Annotated in this window: 18 protein-coding genes; 3 read left to right on the forward strand and 15 right to left on the reverse strand. The window is 46.6% G+C overall.

The features are described from left to right. Positions 1-46 precede the first annotated feature (46 nt). Positions 47-892 carry an undecaprenyl-diphosphate phosphatase gene (locus B0G85_RS04765; protein ID WP_100379319.1) on the reverse strand — a complete coding sequence of 282 codons (846 nt, stop codon included), beginning with the start codon at positions 890-892 and terminating at the stop codon, positions 47-49. Positions 893-1,021: 129 nt separating this feature from the next. Between B0G85_RS04765 and B0G85_RS04770 the strand changes: the two genes are divergently transcribed. Further along, a complete protein-coding gene (locus B0G85_RS04770; RefSeq protein ID WP_100379320.1) occupies positions 1,022-2,635 on the forward strand; it encodes a TolC family protein in 1,614 nt (537 codons plus the stop codon). 1 nt (position 2,636) lies between these two features. On the opposite strand, the gene waaC is transcribed toward B0G85_RS04770, so the two are convergent. The 4 genes from waaC to B0G85_RS04790 all read right to left on the reverse strand — a co-directional run bounded on the left by waaC (position 2,637) and on the right by B0G85_RS04790 (position 5,550). Then, positions 2,637-3,692, reverse strand: a complete 1,056-nt coding sequence (waaC, locus tag B0G85_RS04775) for a lipopolysaccharide heptosyltransferase I (RefSeq protein ID WP_100379321.1) — start codon at positions 3,690-3,692, stop codon at positions 2,637-2,639. 1 nt (position 3,693) lies between these two features. Continuing rightward, positions 3,694-4,101 (reverse strand): Holliday junction resolvase RuvX, encoded by a 408-nt coding sequence (ruvX, locus tag B0G85_RS04780; RefSeq protein WP_100379322.1) that lies wholly within the window; start codon positions 4,099-4,101, stop codon positions 3,694-3,696. Then, positions 4,094-4,633 (reverse strand): YqgE/AlgH family protein, encoded by a 540-nt coding sequence (locus B0G85_RS04785; RefSeq protein WP_232725964.1) that lies wholly within the window; start codon positions 4,631-4,633, stop codon positions 4,094-4,096. Before B0G85_RS04785 ends, ruvX begins: the two co-directional genes overlap by 8 nt. 140 nt (positions 4,634-4,773) lie before the next feature. Next, positions 4,774-5,550 carry a YdcF family protein gene (locus B0G85_RS04790; RefSeq protein WP_232725946.1) on the reverse strand — a complete coding sequence of 259 codons (777 nt, stop codon included), beginning with the start codon at positions 5,548-5,550 and terminating at the stop codon, positions 4,774-4,776. 97 nt (positions 5,551-5,647) lie between these two features. Between B0G85_RS04790 and B0G85_RS04795 the strand changes: the two genes are divergently transcribed. Both B0G85_RS04795 and B0G85_RS04800 read left to right on the forward strand, forming a co-directional pair. Beyond that, on the forward strand, positions 5,648-7,138 hold the full coding sequence (locus B0G85_RS04795; RefSeq protein ID WP_100379562.1) for a cryptochrome/photolyase family protein: 1,491 nt from the start codon (positions 5,648-5,650) through the stop codon (positions 7,136-7,138). A gap of 70 nt (positions 7,139-7,208) precedes the next feature. After that, positions 7,209-8,048: a symmetrical bis(5'-nucleosyl)-tetraphosphatase gene (locus tag B0G85_RS04800; protein ID WP_100379325.1), complete on the forward strand. Its 840-nt coding sequence runs from the start codon at positions 7,209-7,211 to the stop codon at positions 8,046-8,048. An 18-nt stretch (positions 8,049-8,066) separates the two neighbouring features. Here the strand turns inward: B0G85_RS04800 and hemL are convergent, their stop codons facing one another. From hemL to B0G85_RS04850, 10 genes are all read right to left on the reverse strand, one after another. Beyond that, positions 8,067-9,359 carry a glutamate-1-semialdehyde 2,1-aminomutase gene (gene hemL, locus B0G85_RS04805; protein ID WP_100379326.1) on the reverse strand — a complete coding sequence of 431 codons (1,293 nt, stop codon included), beginning with the start codon at positions 9,357-9,359 and terminating at the stop codon, positions 8,067-8,069. Positions 9,360-9,392: 33 nt separating this feature from the next. Then, positions 9,393-9,563 (reverse strand): rubredoxin, encoded by a 171-nt coding sequence (locus B0G85_RS04810; protein WP_100379327.1) that lies wholly within the window; start codon positions 9,561-9,563, stop codon positions 9,393-9,395. Positions 9,564-9,610: 47 nt separating this feature from the next. Next, positions 9,611-11,104, reverse strand: coding sequence for a THUMP domain-containing class I SAM-dependent RNA methyltransferase (locus B0G85_RS04815; RefSeq protein WP_100379328.1), 1,494 nt, complete (start codon positions 11,102-11,104; stop codon positions 9,611-9,613). 34 nt (positions 11,105-11,138) lie between these two features. Continuing rightward, a complete protein-coding gene (locus B0G85_RS04820; protein WP_100379329.1) occupies positions 11,139-11,564 on the reverse strand; it encodes a CopD family protein in 426 nt (141 codons plus the stop codon). Between the two features lie 84 nt (positions 11,565-11,648). Next, positions 11,649-12,926, reverse strand: coding sequence for a glutamate-5-semialdehyde dehydrogenase (locus B0G85_RS04825; RefSeq protein ID WP_100379330.1), 1,278 nt, complete (start codon positions 12,924-12,926; stop codon positions 11,649-11,651). Between the two features lie 74 nt (positions 12,927-13,000). Continuing rightward, positions 13,001-14,074 (reverse strand): DNA polymerase III subunit delta, encoded by a 1,074-nt coding sequence (gene holA / locus B0G85_RS04830; RefSeq protein WP_100379331.1) that lies wholly within the window; start codon positions 14,072-14,074, stop codon positions 13,001-13,003. Positions 14,075-14,090: 16 nt separating this feature from the next. Then, entirely contained in the window at positions 14,091-14,618 is a 528-nt protein-coding gene (locus B0G85_RS04835; protein ID WP_100379332.1) for an LPS-assembly lipoprotein LptE, read from the reverse strand. Positions 14,619-14,706: 88 nt separating this feature from the next. Continuing rightward, positions 14,707-17,391 (reverse strand): leucine--tRNA ligase, encoded by a 2,685-nt coding sequence (gene leuS / locus B0G85_RS04840; protein ID WP_100379333.1) that lies wholly within the window; start codon positions 17,389-17,391, stop codon positions 14,707-14,709. Positions 17,392-17,423: 32 nt separating this feature from the next. Next, positions 17,424-18,224 carry a 4-hydroxy-tetrahydrodipicolinate reductase gene (dapB, locus tag B0G85_RS04845; protein ID WP_100379563.1) on the reverse strand — a complete coding sequence of 267 codons (801 nt, stop codon included), beginning with the start codon at positions 18,222-18,224 and terminating at the stop codon, positions 17,424-17,426. A gap of 120 nt (positions 18,225-18,344) precedes the next feature. After that, entirely contained in the window at positions 18,345-18,932 is a 588-nt protein-coding gene (locus B0G85_RS04850; protein WP_100379334.1) for an outer membrane protein assembly factor BamE, read from the reverse strand. Between the last annotated feature and the right edge of the window lie 27 nt (positions 18,933-18,959).

An 18,959-nucleotide genomic window follows, 5' to 3' on the forward strand; every position in this document is an offset into this window, starting at 1 on the left:
TTAAATTCTGGCTCGAATTTTGGTTGGAATGCTGGTTGGAATTTTCTTAATGTGACCAAGCAACTAAACCGCTATAGGCACTAATAAGCACAATCACTCCAAACGCAATTCGATACCAAGCAAACGCGATAAAGGTGTGGCTAGCGACATAATGTATCAACCACCGCACGCAAATAAATGCCGAGATGAATGCGGCAATAAATCCCACAACGATAGCCATACTAAATTCACCGGAAAGGGAGATAGGCGACTTCCAGAGTTTTAATAATTCATAAGCAGTAGCACCGCCAATAACGGGGATAGCCAGAAAGAAAGAAAACTCGGTTGCCACAGCCCGCGGCAAACCAAACAACATACCCCCAATAATCGTTGCACCGGACCGGGATGTCCCAGGAATTAAAGCGGCACACTGCGCGATACCCACCTTTAGAGCATCTAGCGGACTGAGATCATCTATCGATTGAATATGATCTTTGCTTGTCATGATTTTTTTTTGCCGATGCTCTGCCCAAAAGATCACAAAGGCGCCCGCAATAAAGGCGCTAGCCACCGGAATCGGGGAAAACAAGACCGCCTTAATATACTTTCCAAAGATCAATGCAAGGCTCATTGCTGGAATCGAAGCAATCATCAGATTGAAGACAAAACGACGAGAAACCGAACTGGTGCTCACAGAAGAGACCACTTTCCACAACTTTTCTCGATACTCCCAACAGACCGCTAAGATCGCCCCAAACTGAATAATGACCTCAAATGCCTTGCCTCGATCATCATTAAAGTTTAGCAAATCCCCAACCAAAATGAGATGACCTGTACTGGAGATCGGCAGAAATTCGGTTAATCCCTCGACTACACCCAGTATTACTGCTTTTCCTAATAAAATGAGATCCATAGGCGCAATTTTATAGATAGATCTTCAAAACTCCAGAATTTATCGGATTTAGTAAAATACGCTCTAAATCAGGCGTTCTGGATAAATAGGCCTTAAACTTCAGTGCATATTGAACCGTATCCGAATTAGATGACCCCAGCGCGTTTTCGAATCCCTCAGCTCATCAGTCTTAGCCTTGTCCTCAGTCAGGTCACGGGGGGGCTTGCGCTTTCCACTAGCAGCATGGCACAGAGTGCCAATGGGTCAAAGCCATCACTCCCGATACCCCTTACCACCCAAAATTTAGTCGGTCTAGAGCGGCCACCACAAATCGTTCCAGCTATGCAAGAGGCCATTGCTGCTGGGGGAGCGCTTTCGAATGTCAACGGCAATGGTCTTGCTAACGCCGATCAAGCCACAGATTTAATTCGCCTATACCAAGAAGCTGCATTTAGTGACCCCGTTCTGACTGCTGCCCGCTTTAACTACCAAGCCAGTAAAGAACTATTCTGGCAAGGCCTCTCTTTGCTCTTGCCTCAAGCGAATGTAGCGCCAGGTGCCACGCGGTATTACCAACATACAGCAGGCAGTTCAGCGACCAATGCAGTCACCGGCTCCCGTGTCTATGATCAAAAGAACTACACGGTCACACTGACGCAGCCAGTATTCAATATGGCGGCTCTCGAAGCCTTTAATCAAGGCGACCTCAATACCAAGATTGCGGACATGCGTTTTTTCTTGGCGCAGCAAGATTTAATTCTGCGCGTCTCACAGGCTTACTTTGATGCCCTGACTAGCCAAGATAATGTTGAGCTCTTTCGCAATAAAAAGAGTCTGATCAAACAACAACTAGATATCGCTCAAGCTAAGTTCGATGCTGGCCTGGCAACTATTGTTGATGTCAATACTGCACAGGCTGCACTAGATCTTGCCAACTCTCAAGAAATCGCAGCCCAAGCAGATCTCATCGTTAAGCGCGGTGTGCTCGAGCAGTTAGCCGGCCGTCCCGTTGGCGCCTTGAGACCACTTACTAAAACTGCCAAGATCGATGGCGTTCTGAAGGATCCACGCTCTCAGACTAAAGATGGCTATACCCCACCGCCCACTGATAGCGTTAATCCACTACTTCCAAAAGGGCAAACTCTAGACGACTGGATTTTGCAAGCCGAAACAGCGAACTTCAATGTATTGGCAGGTCAACTATCCATTAACTTAGCGCAGAGCACCTTCAAAGCATCGCAAGCATTGAACTACCCCTCATTAAACTTAGTCGGCACTGCGGGCTACAACACCTCGAATGGCGTCAGTAACAGCCTTAGTCCATCGCAGACTAATATTTATAACAACACGATCGCCTTACAGATGACAATTCCTTTAGTCTCTGGTGGATATGCTAGCTCATTGATTCGTCAAAACGCTGCCTTGATAGACGTAGCCAAAGCCAACTATGACAATGCCCGTCGCACAGCAGCGCAAAATACTCGCGCAGCGTTTACTGGCTTCTATGGGGGGCTAGCTAGCGTAAAAGCCTATGAAGCAGCAGAGCGCTCATCAACCTCTGCCCTAGAGTCAAGTAAGCTTGGTTTTCAGGTGGGTACTTTGATCAATATTGATGTATTGATTGCTCTAGATACTGTCATTACTACGCGCTCCCAATTACAACTAGCGCGGTACAACACCATTCTGAATGCGATTCGATTGAAAGCCCATGTAGCATCGCTCACAGATGAAGACCTCATCTCTATCAACACTCTATTGCGCTAGTTTAATTTGACTGTTCTAGTAAACGAAGAGCTGCAGTAAGCACCTCTTGCACTGACGGTGGCTGATTGATATCGCCAAGGTTGCAAATTCGACTAGACCAGTAGCCCTCTGTTTTCCAAAGCGGCGAATCGCAATAAATCTCTATCGTCGGCTTATCAAGTACTGCCGCTAAATGCGTTAAACCGGTATCTACTCCAATAGTGAGGGCAGCACCGGCAATCACTGAGAAAGCTTCCTCAATAGAAAATGCAGAAGGTACAAGTGATCCTGATACTTGCTCGCTCAAAAAAGAGCTGACTGCTTTTTCATGTGTATTGCCCCAAGGAAAGACTATCTGATAACCACGCGCAGCCAATGCTTGCGCTAAAGTAACCCAATGTGCACTATCCCAACGCTTAGCCTCTCTCGCGGTTGAATGAAAACACAATACATAGGGTGTTTTCAGGCCCTCAATAGTAACCCTAGCTATGTTGTCAACAAATGCTTGAGGGTAGAACTGCGGCATATTTGAACGCTCTAAGCGCGGCCAACCCAAAGCAGAGCACATTACCCAACGCGAACGATCTACTGCATGACATTGCAGTGGCACCTGAACTAAATGGTTATAAAAAAATCTTGCAAGCGGTTCATAGCCTGAGAATTCAGTTGCATTGGCTAGGCCAGCGACTACCGCATGCGGACTTTTTTTGGCTAATGCACAAACGAGGGCAGATTTCAGAAGGCCTTGTGTTTCAATCAAGATGTCATAGCTTGTCGACTGAAGCATCCCTCTAAATGCAAAAAATTGCTTCCAAGTATTGAGGTTAAAAAGATTTTTCTTCCAGCGTCGCAGCCCAAAAGGAATTAACCGATCAATCCCCCGAAATCCCTCTCTTGAGAGTAAGGGCTGCAAAAGATGAGCATAGCCCTCCTCTACTACCCAATCAATTTGCGCATGAGGAAGGCGGGCTCGTAAGTCCCAGAAAATCGGTAAGTTATGGAGAACATCGCCTAATGAAGAGATTTTTACCAGCAAAATTTTTGGTGCTTGAGTACTTGCAAAGGGCTCTATATGCATCTCAACTGACCCAATGTTTTTCAAGAAAATATTGTTCCAAAATCAAGGCTGCGGACTGCGCATCCAAATTGTCATGCCTATGGGAATCACCCTCCAATACTGCAGAGGTATAGCGCTCATCAACCCATGCGACTGGCAAATGAAAGCGTCCCAAGAGTTGATTGCCAAACCGACGGGCCTTTGCACTCATCGCATGCTCGGTACCATCGGGATGGCATGGCATACCTACAACTAATCTATCAGGCTGCCATTCCTTCAGCAGTCCCTCGATCACCTTAAAGCGGGCCTCGTCAGAGGATTCCTCAACCGTATTAATGGGCTGCCCAGCCTGAGTCAAGGTGTTACCTATGGCTATGCCAATACGCCGGGTACCAAAATCAAAAGCCATGATGGTGAGTTCTTTAGGCATGGCCTGCCTCACCCGAAAGCGCAGATAGGTCAAAGCCAAGGTGAGCCATCGTACGCTCATAGCGCTCAGATGGAGCCGTATTAAATAGGATCTCGATCATTTGCGCTTGAGATAACGGCACATTGATCCAATCATTTAAGGTGATTTCTTCCTCTAGTTGACCGGCATCCCAACCCGCATAACCTAGAGTCATTAAAAACTGCTGGGGTCCATTTCCTTGCGCTAAATCCTCTAAGACATCTTTAGAGGTCGTCATCGTCAAGCCATTGGGGATAACGAGAGAGGAGCTATATATTCCTTCGGTTATGGGTGCATGCAATACAAATCCACGCTCAATCTGTACTGGACCGCCGCAATAGACTGGCTGGTTCAGCAACGGCGCAATTGCTAACTGCAGCTCTACTTTTTCAAACAGTTCCGCTAACTTAAGCTCTGTGGGTTGATTGACCACCAAGCCCATAGCGCCGCGCTCGGTATGCTCAAATAAATAAATCACCGAACCCGCAAAATGAGGATCGGCCAGGCCCGGCATCGCAATTAAAAATTGATTGGCTAAGTGATCTGCAGAACACGAAACAAACGATTTCGCATTGGAAATCTGGGTGGGCGTTGGGGCTGAGCCTATAGGGGCTTTTTTAGCCATGTTCATATCGATCCATTTTACCCAACATGTCAGATTTTTCCGGTAATCCAGTAAGCCAAAAGACCAAGCACCTCATGAGTGAGCTTATTCCAGTTTTGAACTCCCTCTTCCAGGTCAAATGTACCCCACCTGAGGTTTTTCGCAGTCTGATAGTCGACCGGAATAGGAATGACAGAGAGGTCCTGTTTTTCGAAAATCTTGAGGGCTCGATACATATGAGAGGCAGATGTAATTAATAGCCATGGTTGTGGGGTGCCGTCTATATTCTGCTGGCCTACCTGGGCCATCATGGGCTTTAGGTACAACACATTCTCATAGGTATTGCGAGATTGATTTTCATAATAGCCAGATCGGTCTGCCAAACCTTGCTCTGTAATCAATTGTTTAAATGCATCCGCTTCTGAGGGGCCTTTTGGAGAGAGGCGCCCTGAAAATCCACTAAAAATAAATGGTAACTGGGGATATTTTCTAATCAGCTCAAAAGCCTTCGTAATCCGCTCTGCCGAGGCATAAATAGATACCTCCCCTCGATCGGTGAAGATATCACTACCCTCAATAGCGCCACCCAAAATAATGATGCCACTCAGCGGCTGATCAGAGGCCTGAGTAAAACTAGCTTTAGGGCTTGCGTCCTCAAGTGCCCTTAAAAATACCTCGGATGTGGGAAGCCATCCTATCAGCAGCAAATCCGCTAAGGCCAGCAGCAAAAAACGCTTACTCAGGTGCTGCTTTCTTAAAGCAAGAAACAATAAGCTAAGAACCACAATGACAATGACCCAATTTAAAGGTTCAATAGCCAATTGCACAATCTTTGATAAAACGAAGAATAAAGTATCCATTGATGAGCAAGATATTACCTTGCGTACTGAGCAAGGTCACGCTTTTGGCCCTAATATAGAGCCTATGCAAAAAGCTCTCGTTTGGCTCCGTCGTGATCTGCGCCTTTATGACAATGCGGCACTTCATCACGCCCTCAAAAACAATGCCCAAGTTTGGGTCACCTTTATTTTTGACGTCCGCATCCTAAAACCCTTACAGGCCAACGATGTCGTCAATGGTGGATTAGCGCACGACAGACGGATAGATTTTATTTGGCAAGGGTTGCAGCAAATAGATGAAGCACTGCGCAAGCAAGGCGGTGGTCTTATTGTGCAATTTGGCGAATCCACAGAATGTATTCCCAAAATTGCTCAAGCCTTAGGAGTCAATACGGTCTATAGCAACCATGACTATGAACCTTCTGCAATCGCTCGTGATCAGCAAATTCAGACTTCCCTAGAAGCGCTGGGCATCAGCCTTGAAACCTATAAAGATCAAGTCATCTTTGAGAAAAAAGAAATTCTGACAAACTCCAGTACTGTATTTTCAGTGTTCACGCCCTATAAAAATAATTGGCTGCGAACCTTACGAGAAAAAGATATTGCAGCCTACGAGTGCACCCCTAAAACAGGGCAATTTGCCGAGATACCTAAAGTACTAATAACGCCCTTTCCATCTCTGGAGTCTATGGGCTTTTGCCCCACCGGTATTGAAACCTATCTCCCCCCGGGCTCAGAGGGAGGAGAGCAATTTTTAGAAGATTTTTTACATCGCATTGATCAATATCAAATTGGCCGTGATTTTCCAGCGATTAAAGGGGTCAGCTATCTTTCAACCCATCTGCGATTTGGCATGCTATCGATTCGAGGTCTTGTTCGCGAAGCGCATCGGCGCATGCTGGCGGGTAGCATGGGTGCCACCATTTGGTTAAGTGAACTTATCTGGCGTGATTTTTACTTCATGATTTTGGCTAACCATCCACGCCTAGCTGACGGTGTTGCTTTTAAACCAGACTACGACAATATTGAGTGGGAAAGCAGTGCTCATGCTAAAACACTGTTCCAGGCTTGGTGTAATGGCAAAACAGGCTATCCACTCATTGATGCTGCCATGTGCCAACTCAATCAAAGTGGTTATATGCACAATCGCTTGCGGATGGTGGTGGCCAGCTTCTTAACGAAAGATTTAGGAATCGACTGGCGTTGGGGCGAAGCCTACTTTGCTAAACACCTCAATGATTTTGAACTCTCCTCCAATAATGGGGGCTGGCAATGGGCATCATCCTCAGGATGTGATGCCCAACCCTATTTCCGGATCTTCAACCCTATTACCCAATCGCAAAAATTTGATGCGGAAGGTAAATTTATTCGCCGTTACTTACCCCAGCTAGATAAGCTCTCTAAAAAATCAATTCATGCCCCCTGGGAAGCTGGTCATCTTGAATTAGAGGCAGCAGGCATCCTACTGGGTCGAGATTACCCCCTCCCGATTGTGAGCCATGACGAAGCCCGTAAGAAAACCTTAATGCGCTATAGCGTGGTGAAAAAAGTGACTCTAGAAGACTCGGATGCTTGAGTTACGCACTACAAGTCAAGACGCTCTCGCTAAGTTGGTCACTTCATCACTTTCCGATTTAAGATAGAGGATGAGCAAGGTCTATGCGGTCGGAGATATTCAGGGGTGTGCCCCCTCCTTAAAGAATCTCGTTAAAAAAATACCTGCTAAATCTAAATTAATTTTCTTAGGGGACTTAGTTAATCGTGGCCCAGACTCATTAGGCACTTTACGGTACCTCAAACAATTGCAAGAAAAGGGGCGTATTGAGTGCCTCCTCGGTAATCATGATCTCCATTTACTAGCTATCGATGCAGGCCTCAGAAAGACTAAAGGCCTTGATACTGTTCAGCCTATTTTGAGCGCCCCGGATCGAGCTGAATTGATTGATTGGTTACGTCATCGTCCGATGGCATTAAGCAATGGGAAGATATTGACTGTTCATGCAGGCGTACTGCCTCAGTGGGAGCTACAGCAAACTATTGAATATGCACAGGAAGTAGAAAAAGCGCTGCGCAAAAAAAACTACAAACAGTTTTTAGCCAATATGTATGGCAACATGCCGAATAAGTGGAACAATTCTCTCAAGGGTTATGAGCGCCTACGCGTGATTACTAATGCCTTAACCCGCATTCGGTTTTGTACGCCTGCGGGCTCAATGGAGTTTGCAAGCAAGGAAGGTTTTGCAAATGGTCCCAAGGGTTATGTCCCCTGGTTCAAAGCCCCTAAAAGAAAAACTCAGGACACCTTAATTTATTTTGGGCACTGGTCTACCTTAGGCCTATTACGCCATCAAATGGTAATGGGTTTAGATACTGGCTGTGTTTGGGGTGGAAAACTCACGGCTATGGAAATTCCGGATTCCGGAAAGCCGAGTAAAGACCTGGAAATAATCCAGGTTCCTGGATACGATCACCCACTCAAAATGTAGGTGGTATCCGTGATTCTTTTACAAGCGTTTAAAAGAACTCTGCGCTGCCCCAATAATCTCATCTAGTACGGCATTGTCATGGGCAATCGAAGTAAATCCAGCCTCATAGGCCGAAGGTGCTAGATATACCCCTTGATCTAGCATGAGATGAAAGAATTTCTTAAAAGCTTCAATATCGGTTTTAGTCACCTCTTCAAAAGAAGTGGGCACTTGACTAGCAAAATAAAAACCAAACATGCCCCCAATACTATCGACTGCAAATGGGATGCCTGATGCATCAGCGGCTTGCTTGAGGCCTGTCATCAGCTTTTCTGTTTGGCCAGTGAGGCACTCAAAAAAACCTTCTCGACAGATGATCTCTAAATTCTTGAGGCCTGCCGCTACTGCAACCGGGTTACCAGATAAGGTTCCAGCTTGGTAAACGTTACCTAAGGGAGCGAGCTTAGACATGATTTCTTTTTTACCGCCAAAGGCTGCCATCGGCATACCGCCACCCATGACCTTACCTAGGCAAGTTAAATCAGGTGTAATGCCCTGTAAAGATTGCGCACCACCCAATGCCACCCGAAATCCTGTCATCACTTCATCGTAAATCAGAACGCTGCCATATTGACTGGTTAACTGACGCAAAGTAGACAAAAATAACTGGGAGGGTTTAATCAGATTCATATTGCCAGCGATCGGCTCAATAATGACTGCACCGATTTGATCACCCTGCCGATCAAACACTTCCTGAAGTGCAGCGACATCGTTATAGGGCAACACTAGGGTATGTTTAACCAAATCATGGGGAACGCCCCCAGAAGAAGGTGCATTTTGGGTAGAGTCGGCAAAAGTGAGAAGGCCAGAACCTGCTTTGACTAAAAGACTGTCGGCATGCCCGTGGTAACAACCCTCAAACTTAATAATCAAATCACGGCCGGTGTATCCCCGCGCAAGACGCAAGGCACTCATCGTTGCCTCAGTGCCACTTGACACCATTCTGACCTGCTCGATGCTAGGCACCAGTTGGCAGATCCGTTCTGCTAATTCAACTTCACCCTCGGTAGGAGCGCCGTAACTAAAGCCGGTTTCAGCGGCCCTCTGAACTGCCTCAATCACCTCAGGATGAGCATGCCCTGCAATCATTGGCCCCCAAGACATGATGAGGTCAATATAGCGTTTACCATCAGCGTCCCAAAAATAAGGTCCCTTGGCTTTAGCAACAAAACGAGGCGTGCCACCCACTTGACGAAAAGCACGCACCGGTGAGTTCACGCCCCCCGGAATAGTGATTTGTGCACGCTCAAATAAAATGTCGTTTTGTCCCAAAATGCTTTCCCTACCTTAGCTGTTGTGTTTTATTTAGATTGCCATCATTTCAAAATCTTCTTTGCGTGCGCCACACTCTGGACAAGTCCAATTGATAGGCACATCACTCCAAAGCGTTCCAGGCGCAATACCTTCTTCCGGAAGGCCAGCAGCCTCGTCGTATACCCAGCCACAAATCAGGCACATATATGTCTTAAATTCCATCGCGATTCCTCTGTATATTTTTTACTATTTTTTAGTACATTAATCTTCTATTTTAAATCTGCTGCGCTATCTCTTTTAGGATGCATCTCAAACTTAAAGAGACGGCACTCTAGTGGACCATTAAAGAGCGGCGTACGTTTAGATTCTTTGATACGCAGCTGACCTGGTAGGGCCATATCTGCCGTTAGAACGAATACATTCCATCCGCCAAAAGCATCTTTCAGATGTTGCCCAAATTGCCTTAAAAACTCGACAAAATGGGGATCCTGCTCCTCTTGAGCTTGGAGCTTTTTCAAAGATTCCCGACTCGTACGCTTCGCACTCTGACGTCCAGTTTCCAGGTTATAGGCAAAGCGATCTTCTGGCTCTTCCGACCCTCTTGATGCCTGTGAAACATCTGAATCATCGTACGGGTAATCCTCAGATTGACGCTCTTGACCACGCCCACCTTTAATCACCAAACGTTCGCCATAAGGCGGGTTCAGTAACATCACGCCACCTTTGATGCCTGCTGCCATATTTGCTGGTGGCTTACTAACTAAAGCATCTACCTGGCGAGTAATCGGCAAGCCCGGTAACTGAGCACGCTGCCAGTTTCCTTTGAACATCGCTACCAAGCGCTCATTAATATCCCCACCGCTGATCCCCAAGGCATCTGCATCCGGAAATCGCTTACGCTTTTCTATCATTTCAGCCTGAGCAGCGTCTTTTAAGTTCACCCAACGCTTTTGCTCAGTAGCCTCATTAAAAGGCTTGAGCCTCTGAAAACCAAAGCCATCATCAGATGTCACTAAGGGGCGATAAGCCAAGCGACTAGGTTTAGCATCATCGCCATACATCCCCGCCCTAATAGCACCTGGCGGAATGGCTAAAGCAATCTGCGCAGCCTCAATCAAAAAAGTGCCACTACCGCACATCGGATCAAATAAAGCCTGAGAAGGTTGCCAACCCGTGATCGATAAAATACCCGCCGCGAGATTTTCTTTTAAGGGGGCATCACCTTTTTCATCACGCCAGCCCCTCTTAAATAATGCCTCACCAGAGGTATCTAAATAAATAGTCACATGGGTTGCAGTCAGGTGTGCTTGGACTCGTACATCCGGAAAGGCTGTATCAATATTAGGGCGATCACCCGTCACATCACGCAGGCGATCCACAATCGCATCTTTAATTTTGAGCGTCGCAAAATTTAAACTTTTGAGGGGAGAGCGATGCGCCGTGACATCTACCCGCAAGGTCTGCTTAGAAGAAAACCATTCTTCCCAAGCTAAGCCACTAGCCAATTTATACAAATCCTCTTCTTGACGATATGCTCCCTCTGCCATTTGCAATAAAACACGACTGGCAATTCGGGAATGCAGGTTTAATGCCATTGCCGCAGAAATCGGTGCAGCCAAACCAACACCACCAGTAGGGCTGGTGGGTGTAGGGTCGATGACCCAAGTCCCCAAAGCCTTGGAATCAGGGCGCTGAGCAATATTAGCAAGCTCTTGCGCGAGAGGTACTTCTAGTCCGCCTGGACAAACAACAAAAAATCTCATGGGACTAACAATCTTAAGAAAAGCAGTAAAAAAATTAAGGCTTAATGATGACCAAAGCAGTGATCACTATCAGTAGCACTACCGGTACTTCATTAAACCAACGATACCAAACACCTGAACGGGTATTAACACCCTTACGGAACTTTTTCAGTAACATCCAGCAAGCATGGTGATAACCAATCACTAAAATCACAAATAACAATTTAGCGTGCATCCAAATCTCACCACGACCGATTTTGAAATGCATCCAGAGCGTAATACCCAGTATCACCGCTGGCACGGCCAAGATAGTCATAAACCGAAAGAGTCGATCAGCCATCCCTAAAAGGCGGGCATAGACCTCCGGATTTTTCTCATCCGCTAAATTAACAAAAATACGAGGCAAATAAAACAAGCCCGCAAACCAAGAGGTGATTAAAACAATGTGGAGTGTCTTAGTCCACAGGTAAGCATTTCCCATCTTTAGTCCTTTTTCTTTATGTTTATGTCTATGTATGAGTGCATGTATTTCTAAATATTTGATTAGTTGCAATGAACACTTGATTTAACCGCGAATCTCGCCATGGCCCTTAACGATGTATTTTAAGGAGGTTAAGCCGTCAAGGCCTACAGGCCCGCGGGCATGAAGCTTGTCATTCGAGATCCCAATCTCTGCACCTAAACCATACTCAAAGCCGTCAGCAAAACGGGTGCTGGCATTGACCATCACGCTTGCACTATCGACTTCACGCAAAAAACGATTGGCCTGTATTGCATTATTCGTAATGATGGCATCGGTATGCTTACTGCCGTATTGCTCGATGTGAGCCATAGCTTCATCCATATCAGCAACCGTTTTAATCGACAAAATCGGTGCCAAATATTCTGTTTGCCAATCTTCTTCTGTAGCGTTTACCAAATTACTCAAACCAGCAGTCTCTAGCGTTTCGCGAGTGAGTGCGTCAACCCGAAGCTCGACACCTTTAGCTTGGTAGATTCTGCATAATTGAGGGAGGACTTGTGGCGCAATAGCGGCATTAACTAAAAGAGTTTCCATGGCATTACACGGTGCATAGCGCTGCGTCTTTGCGTTATCACACACCTTAATCGCCATGGCGATATCGGCATCGACATCGATATAGGTATGGCAAATCCCATCCAAATGTTTAATCATCGGCACTCGTGCCTCAGCCATTAAGCGGGCAATTAAACTTTTACCTCCACGTGGCACGATCACATCAATATATTGCGTCATAGTGATCATCTCACCAACAGCAGCACGATCAGTAGTGGTAACCACTTGCACTGCGTCCATTGGTAAGTGGGCAGCATCTAAGCCCTCCTGAATCAATTGAGCCAACAGGGTGTTGGAATCAATCGCTTCTGAACCCCCTCGTAAAATGACTGCATTGCCAGACTTTAAGCACAAGGCAGCAGCATCAATCGTGACATTAGGACGAGACTCATAGATGATGCCAATCACGCCCAGAGGTACTCGCATCTGGCCCAACTCAATCCCTGAGGCCTGCACTTGCATTGGAGTCATTTGCCCAATAGGGTCGGTCAACGAGACAATCTGCTCTAAGCCCAAAGCCATCGACTCAATCGTCTTTGGGGTCATTGTGAGCCGATCAATGAAAGCCGCATCTTGGCCATTGGCCTGTGCCCGCGCAACATCGAGTTGATTGATTTTTTGGATGTCATTTGTACGTTCACGAATGAGCTGGGCAATATGCAATAGAGCCTGGTTTTTCTGCTCGCTAGAAGCACGCGCCATCGCACGCGAAGCCTCACGGGCTCGCATACCAATATCTTGCATCATGTGTTTTATTGCCTGATTCATTTTTTATTGCTCATTCTTTGTGACTCATTCTTTGTTATTTACTCTTAACGTTCAGTTACATCTACCTCACATTACTAGCGCAATAAACTACCCACCAAACGCAAGCCATCCCAGGGGTCTGCTGGCAATTCTGCCGCATATAACCCTTTGGCTTGACGATCTAAGCCTGCCGCTAACTGCATTGCCCTACGCAATCTCAAAGGTTGCACTCTTTTTAAGGCCAAAGGATACAGTCGCTCTTTATTTCCCCAAATACGATTGGCCCGCATCAGTTGCTGAACCGACTCACCCGCATCGCTTGCCGCCTTTAGTTTCGATAGTATCCGAAGCTCTTCAGTTACGCTCCACAAAATAAGCACTAAGGGCTCACCCTCACCCTTAAGACCATCTAACATTCGGTTTAAGCGGGCTAGATCACCAGCCAGCATCGCCTCAGTCAACTCAAACACGTTATATCGGGCCACTTTCAGAATAGCTGAACGAATTTGCTCTTCCGTGAGCACGCCCGTTGGATGCAATAAACCCAGTTTTTGGATTTCTTGATGGGCAGCAATAAGATTGCCTTCCACCTGATCAACCATAAAACTGAGGGCACGCTGACCATTGGAGCCAGGCTCTACCTCTTGACCCTGGCTTTTCAGGCGCCCTGCAATCCATTGTGGCAGTTGAGCTCGATCCAAAGAATCCAATTGAATCGCCATGCCTGCCTCATCTAGGGCGCTAAACCAGGCAGATGTCTTCGTTTTACCATCTAATTTAGGCAACACAATGCAAACCACGGTATCTGGACCCTCAGAACTAATACTTTGCGACTCAATTTGAGCTGCAAATTGCTTTAACGCTTCAGCACCATCACGCCCCGGTTTGCCAGTGGGTATCCGTAATTCTACCCAGCGCTTATCACCGAACAAGGACATTGTCTGACCCGCATTTAAAAGCGCACTCCAGTCAAAACCCCGTTCTTGCAACAGAACCTCGCGCTCGGTATAGCCCAATTTTTTTGCAGCAGCGCGGAGTTGATCCATCGCTTCCATCATGAGCAGCGGCTCATCACCACTAAAAACATAGAGCGGCTTAATAGATGTGGATGTCGATGCCGTCGCATTGAGCGATCTCAAATGTACCTGAAGCGCATCACTCTTAACCATGGTGAGCTATCACCCCTTAAAAATCTCTTGTTTTCGGTGCTCTGGCCGAAGCAGAAACCCGACGCAGAATTTGTACCGATAAATCACGTCGCATCGATGTCAAAAATTGCTGAACCTGGGCATCAGAAGCAAGGACTGTAGATACTGTGAAATCCATATCTCGAGTGAGGTAAATTTCTGATTCGGGCACTACGTCAGTGCCGGCATTATCAAAAGCCCTAAATCCAACCCGAATACTGAGACGATAAGCGGATACTTGACCATTAGAGTTGTAAGCCAGAATTTCTCGTCCATTTAGATCGCTGGTGATATCCAAGATCAGATCAGCATCTTTAGGGTTGATGGCCACTTTTGCATCTGTACCCGTCAAAATTGCCGTCTGCAAGTCTGCACGCAAAGGTGGTGATGGGCTACCGGTAATTGCGAGCACTCGATAAGGTAAATCTACCATGCCACGCAAGCGAAAACCGCAAGCTACTAAACCGCTCAATGGGGCGATCACTAGCAAACCAAGCAGACTCCGCCGAGAATAATTTACGCTCATGTCTTTGATTTTTCTTTAATTTCTCTTTAGTTTCTTTGTAGTTTCTTTGTAGTTTCTTGGGTATTTCTTTTGTACGTTTATAGATCAACTACGCAACAATATTAACTAGGCGACCAGGAACCACGATCACCTTTTTAGGGGCGGCGCCATTCAATGCCTTGAGCGCTGGCTCACTTTGTAAAGCCAAAGCCTCAATCTGCTCTTTAGTCGCATCGACTGCCACCCGAATATCACCCCGCAGCTTGCCATTAATCTGAAGCATGATGGTGAGTTCAGTTTGAACTAGGGCCTGCTCATCCACCACCGGCCATGTTGCATCCATGAGGGATCCGAAAGACTGCTTAAAACCCATCTCTGCCCATAATGCATGGGTCAGGTGCGGCACTACGGGGTACAAGACCCGCAGCAAAATACTGAGGCATTCACGTAATACCTCTGGGCTTACTGCAGGCTTTGAGGCAACAGTAGCATCTAGTTTGATCGGCTCTAGTACGTTGAGCATTTTCATGGCAGCGGAGACGACCGTGTTGTACTGACGTCGCTGATAGTCAAAGTTAGCCTGCTTTAAGATCGAATGCACTTCGCGGCGCAAGGCTAGCTCGGTATCGCTTAATGTATTTGGCAACTCTGCTTGCGCTGCTCGAATCACATCTGCCTGACTACTCGAGTACATCCATACTCGGCGCAAGAAGCGAGAAGCGCCATCGACCCCAGCACCAGACCACTCGAGCTGCTGCTCTGGAGGAGCAGCAAACATCACAAATAAGCGCGCAGTATCAGCGCCATACTCATCAATCAAGGCTTGGGGATCAACCCCATTATTCTTACTCTTAGACATTTTTTCAACGCCGCCAATGATGACAGGCGTATTAGCAAGATCTCCACGTAATTTAGCGCTCTGTGGGCGGCCTTTTTCATCTAGATCTAGTTCAATGTCTAGAGGATTGAGCCACACTTTCTTACCAGAGGCTTCTTCAGAGTAGTACGTTTCGTTCAGTACCATACCTTGCGTCAGCAAGTTTTGAAATGGTTCATCAAAAGTAATCAGCTGGAGATCCCGCATGACCTTAGTCCAGAAGCGCGCATACAACAAATGGAGGATTGCATGTTCTATGCCACCAATGTACTGATCCATCGGCATCCAGTATTCATTACGCTCATCAACCATTGTTTTTGCGTTTGGTCCGGTGTAGCGCATGAAATACCAGGAAGAATCAACAAAAGTATCCATCGTGTCTGTCTCGCGACGCGCAGGCTTGCCACATTGAGGACATGCGACGTTCAAGAAATCGGCACGTTTATTTAGTGGATTACCGCTTCCGTCGGGAACGCAATCTTCTGGCAATACAACGGGCAAGTCTGCCTCTGGTACAGGAACCGCACCGCACCCTGGTGTGTGCTCATCACCACAATGAATAATCGGAATCGGTGTACCCCAATAACGCTGACGAGAGATGCCCCAATCCCGCAAGCGATACGTAGTCTTCGTCTCGCCCATACCTAATTTTTCTAGATCTGCAGCAACGGCGTCTACTGCCGCCTCGAATGACATGCCGTCGTACTTGCCACTATTAAGGCACTCGGTACCCTCTTTCTGGGCATACCAATCTTGCCAGTGACTAGTATTAAAGAGGGTGGATGGGCTACTCAACGCCACAACCTGCTTCATCGGTAACTGATATTTCTGAGCAAAAGCAAAGTCGCGTTCATCATGTGCAGGCACACCCATCACAGCACCATCGCCATACGACATCAAAACATAATTTCCGACCCACACTGGAATCGGTTCATTCGTTAAAGGGTGCGTGACATACAGACCTGTCAACATACCTTCTTTTTCTTGAGTGGCTAAATCTGCCTCAATAACGCTACCCGTTTTGCATTTCTCAATAAAAGCAGCAAGCTCAGGATTATTTTTACCGGCATGCGCTGCCAAAGGATGCTCTGCAGCAACTGCACAAAAGGTAACACCCATGATGGTATCTGCGCGTGTCGTAAAGACATATAACCGACCGTCGTGAATTAACTTGCCTTGCGCATCAGCGATCTCATGCTGAAAGGCAAAACGCACACCCTTGCTCTTACCGATCCAATTTTGCTGCATCGTTTTGACGCGCTCAGGCCAACCTAAATTATCCAGCCCAGAAAGTAGTTGCTCTGCATATGCAGTGATGTTGAAGTAGTAGCCAGGGATCTCACGCTTTTCTACTAAAGCACCAGAGCGCCAACCGCGCCCATCAATTACCTGCTCATTGGCCAAGACCGTTTGATCAATCGGATCCCAGTTCACTAATTGGGTCTTACGGTAGGCAATCCCTTTTTCAAGCATCTTTAAAAAGAGCCATTGATTCCAACGATAGTAATCCGGATTGCATGTTGCAATTTCTCGTGACCAGTCAATGGCTAAACCCATCGTCGACATTTGCTTTTTCATATAAGCAATGTTGTCGTAAGTCCACTGTGCTGGAGGCACTTTATTCTGAATAGCCGCATTTTCTGCTGGCATACCAAACGCATCCCAACCCATAGGCATCAATACGTTATAACCCTGCATACGTAATTGCCGTGCCATGACATCGTTAATGGTGTAGTTACGAACATGCCCCATATGCAACTTACCCGATGGGTATGGAAGCATCGAACAAGCGTAATATTTTGGCTTTGGTTTTCCAGAAGCATCTACCGCATCTTCGGAAACCTTATAGACTTGCGCACTATCCCAATCAGCGCGCGCTGCTGCCTCAATATTACGGTGATCATAATTCTTAGTCATTCAATACAACTCTTTTCTTTTTTCTATGCTTTTTAGTGACGCAAGCCAAGCACATCTTGCATATCATATAAGCCCGAATTTTGGCTTTGTAAGAACCGAGTGGCCCTCAAAGAGCCTTGGGCATAAGACTGGCGGCTAGAGGATTTATGGCTGATCTCAATCCGTTCACCCTCTCCTGCAAATAAAACCGTATGGTCACCCACAATGTCGCCTCCGCGAATCGTTGCAAAACCAATGGATCCCGCCTTACGCTCGCCGGTGTGACCTTCTCGTGCATAAACAGCGACATCATCGAGCTTCTCACCTAGGGCCTGAGCAATCACTTCACCCATCTTTAATGCGGTACCTGATGGCGCATCTACTTTATGGCGATGATGTGTCTCAACAATTTCTATGTCATAGCCTTCATTGAGCATCTTGGTGGCTATCTCTAGCAGCTTGAATGTGGCATTGACGCCCACACTCATATTGGGAGAAAAAACAATGGCCAGATTTTGAGAGGCTGTCTTCAGAACATCGATTTGCTCTGGACTTAAGCCCGTAGTACCAATAATCATTTTGCTGCCAGTCCCTTGAGCTACCTCTAGGTACGCCATGGTAGCTTCTGGACGTGTGAAATCAATTAGAAACTGTGCATCACGCAGCGCTTTCGCAATATCAGCAGTAATCACAACGCCTGTTTTTTTACCTAAGAATGCACCAGCATCTTCACCTAATTGAGGGCAAGCATCATGCTCAAGCGCGCCCACTAGCTCAGTATCCGAACTATTTAAGACGGCCTCAATCAGCATTTTTCCCATGCGGCCAGTTGCGCCAGCAATTGCAATCTTCATCATTTGATTCACCGCTTCTTATATAAACAATCTAGAAATTCAATCTCGCTTAGTTCTTACTTAGTTCTTGCTTGACTCTTACTCAGCACCGTTACTATTTTTCAGCGCGATAGAAGTTATTTATTTCGTAACTGCTGGCAAGTTATTACTTGGGCTAGGCACCAGGAGTTCTGGCTGTTGCAGGGGAGGTGTCACTGGAGGCTTATTCGACCCAGTCATCACATCCCAAAAAGATCTCTTGGTCTTGGCATAGTTATCAATCTCCGCCACTAACTCAACTTCGGTTGGTAAGGAATCGCCTTGAAACTTTACTAGCTTGTCTCCCTCAAAAAACACCGTCACACGGCGCTCTTTACCCATCATCTGATTGGCGCGCTTGAATTCAAAAACATAATCCCAGCGATTCGCATGAAAGTAGCTGGCTAATAGTGGTGTACCTAAAATCTGACGAACCTGCTCACGACTTTGGCCCACAGTTAACTTTGCGTATTGCTCACTAGAGATAAAGTTCCCTTGAACTACATCGGGAACATAAGGCTGAAATACTTTATTCATCCAAGCGCGTTGCGTATTATCGACAGCACTACCGCAGCCAGTAATCAGGACTAACCCACTAAGGGTGGCCATCATCAAGCCCAAGCGTGCAAGGCTCAAAGCCCCACAAGTGGTGTTCAGGAAGCGAGTAAAAAGTTGGGGACAATTTTGCATGGCAGGCCGTATCATTAAGACATTGAT

The organism is Polynucleobacter brandtiae (assembly GCF_002797575.1).
Taxonomy (GTDB): Bacteria; Pseudomonadota; Gammaproteobacteria; order Burkholderiales; family Burkholderiaceae; genus Polynucleobacter; species Polynucleobacter brandtiae.